The following is a 1,324-nucleotide window of genomic DNA, read 5'->3' as shown; positions in this document are numbered from 1 at the left end:
TCTTCCTCCTGGCCGGCATACTGGGTGCCGCGATGGACCACCCGCACCGGCCGCCACCAGGCGTTGAAGTCGGCACGCGGATGACCTTCCAGGGCAAAGGCGTGGCCCGGGATCAGCCGCGGGTCGTCGCCGCTGACCGATGCCACCCGCGCATCGCGCCGGTGCCCTCTGAGGCGGCTTTCGCTGAAAGGCCGGCCGGCGCCGCTCCGCTTGTAGCGACCGGGGTAGTCGTAGCGCTCGTAGGACGAGCCCTGATGCTCGAGCGCCTCGCCAGCGAGATGATGCTCCTGGTCGTAGGTCGGGCGCTTGAAGCTGTAGTCCCGCTGGGTCTGTCGAGCCGTACGAACATTTTCGCTGTAGCGGAAAGAATGAAGCACCGGCTGCGGGTTGTCGCCCTCCGGCTGGGCGCTGAACAGTACCGGGCCGCCGGCGATACGCTCCTGGACGTAGAGCCGGTCGCTGCAGACCAGGGTGTGGCGGTGTTCGTCGAAGCGGAAGTAGTAGACCAGGCCTTCCTCGAAGGCCAGCCGGTCGTGCAGGTAGTGATCGCTGTCGCCGGCCTGCACGCAGTATTCGCGTGGCAGGTGCTCGTGGTAGATACGCTGTTCGTAGTCGAGCACCCGGTGCTCCTTGAGCAGCGCCTGGAGAATCTCCGGAACACTCTTCTCCTGGAATATCCGCCAGTTGCAGCACAGCTCCAGGCGCGCCAACTGTGGTTCCAGCAGCAGTTCGTAGCGGGTCCGGCGAAAACCCGAGCTGCCCTGGGTGAAGTGGCTGACGATGCCATGGACGTAGCGGGCCGGACGGCCGTCCTGCCAGAGGGTGAAGGTGCCCGGCTGGTCGAGTACCTGCTTGAAATCGATGGCGTTCTTGTCGCTGGCCAGCTTCAGGCTCAGGCGGAAAGGCTCGCAGAGCGCTTCTTCCAGTTCGAACTCGACGACATCGAACGCAAGGTTCCCTTCGCCAACGACGAAGGTGAATTTCAGGTCTCTTTGACGCATGGATCGTTCCCTGTTCCGGGTGGGCAGTTCCTTTCCAATCCATTGGAGGAGCAAGCCACGTTACTCTTGCTCAGCCGGCGCCGAAAGTCTTTGGCTCTGTGTCGATTTCGCGAAGTCGCGGACATTTTCGGCTCGACGGAGAACCGGCCGCACAGGTGTACGACCGGTGTGCCTGTCAACTCACCCTGCCACCGGCGAGCGCCAGTCGTCGGAGCCGGAGGTGCCGGAGACTTCGTGGGTCCAGGTGATCTTGCGGTAGGTGAAGTGCACGTCTTCCAGGTGGGTGAAGTGGGCGTTGCCCGGGTCCTGGCAGTTGTGCATGT

The 1,324-nt window shown here is 63.7% G+C and carries 1 protein-coding gene and 1 pseudogene; both read right to left on the bottom strand.

Translation table 11 applies throughout. From position 1 onward, the window contains the following. Window positions 1-1,001 (bottom strand): type VI secretion system Vgr family protein (locus LJF27_RS30320; protein WP_229601897.1); only part of this gene is annotated, 1,001 nt, incomplete at its 3' end. 180 nt (window positions 1,002-1,181) lie between these two features. Then, window positions 1,182-1,324: pseudogene (locus tag LJF27_RS30315) on the bottom strand (type VI secretion system tube protein Hcp); the annotation flags it as partial.

It is taken from the genome of Pseudomonas sp. 203-8, assembly GCF_020708595.1.
Taxonomy (GTDB): Bacteria; Pseudomonadota; Gammaproteobacteria; order Pseudomonadales; family Pseudomonadaceae; genus Pseudomonas; species Pseudomonas aeruginosa.
The sequence above is the reverse complement of the archived record's forward strand: the minus strand, read 5'-3'. Positions and strand labels throughout refer to the sequence as shown.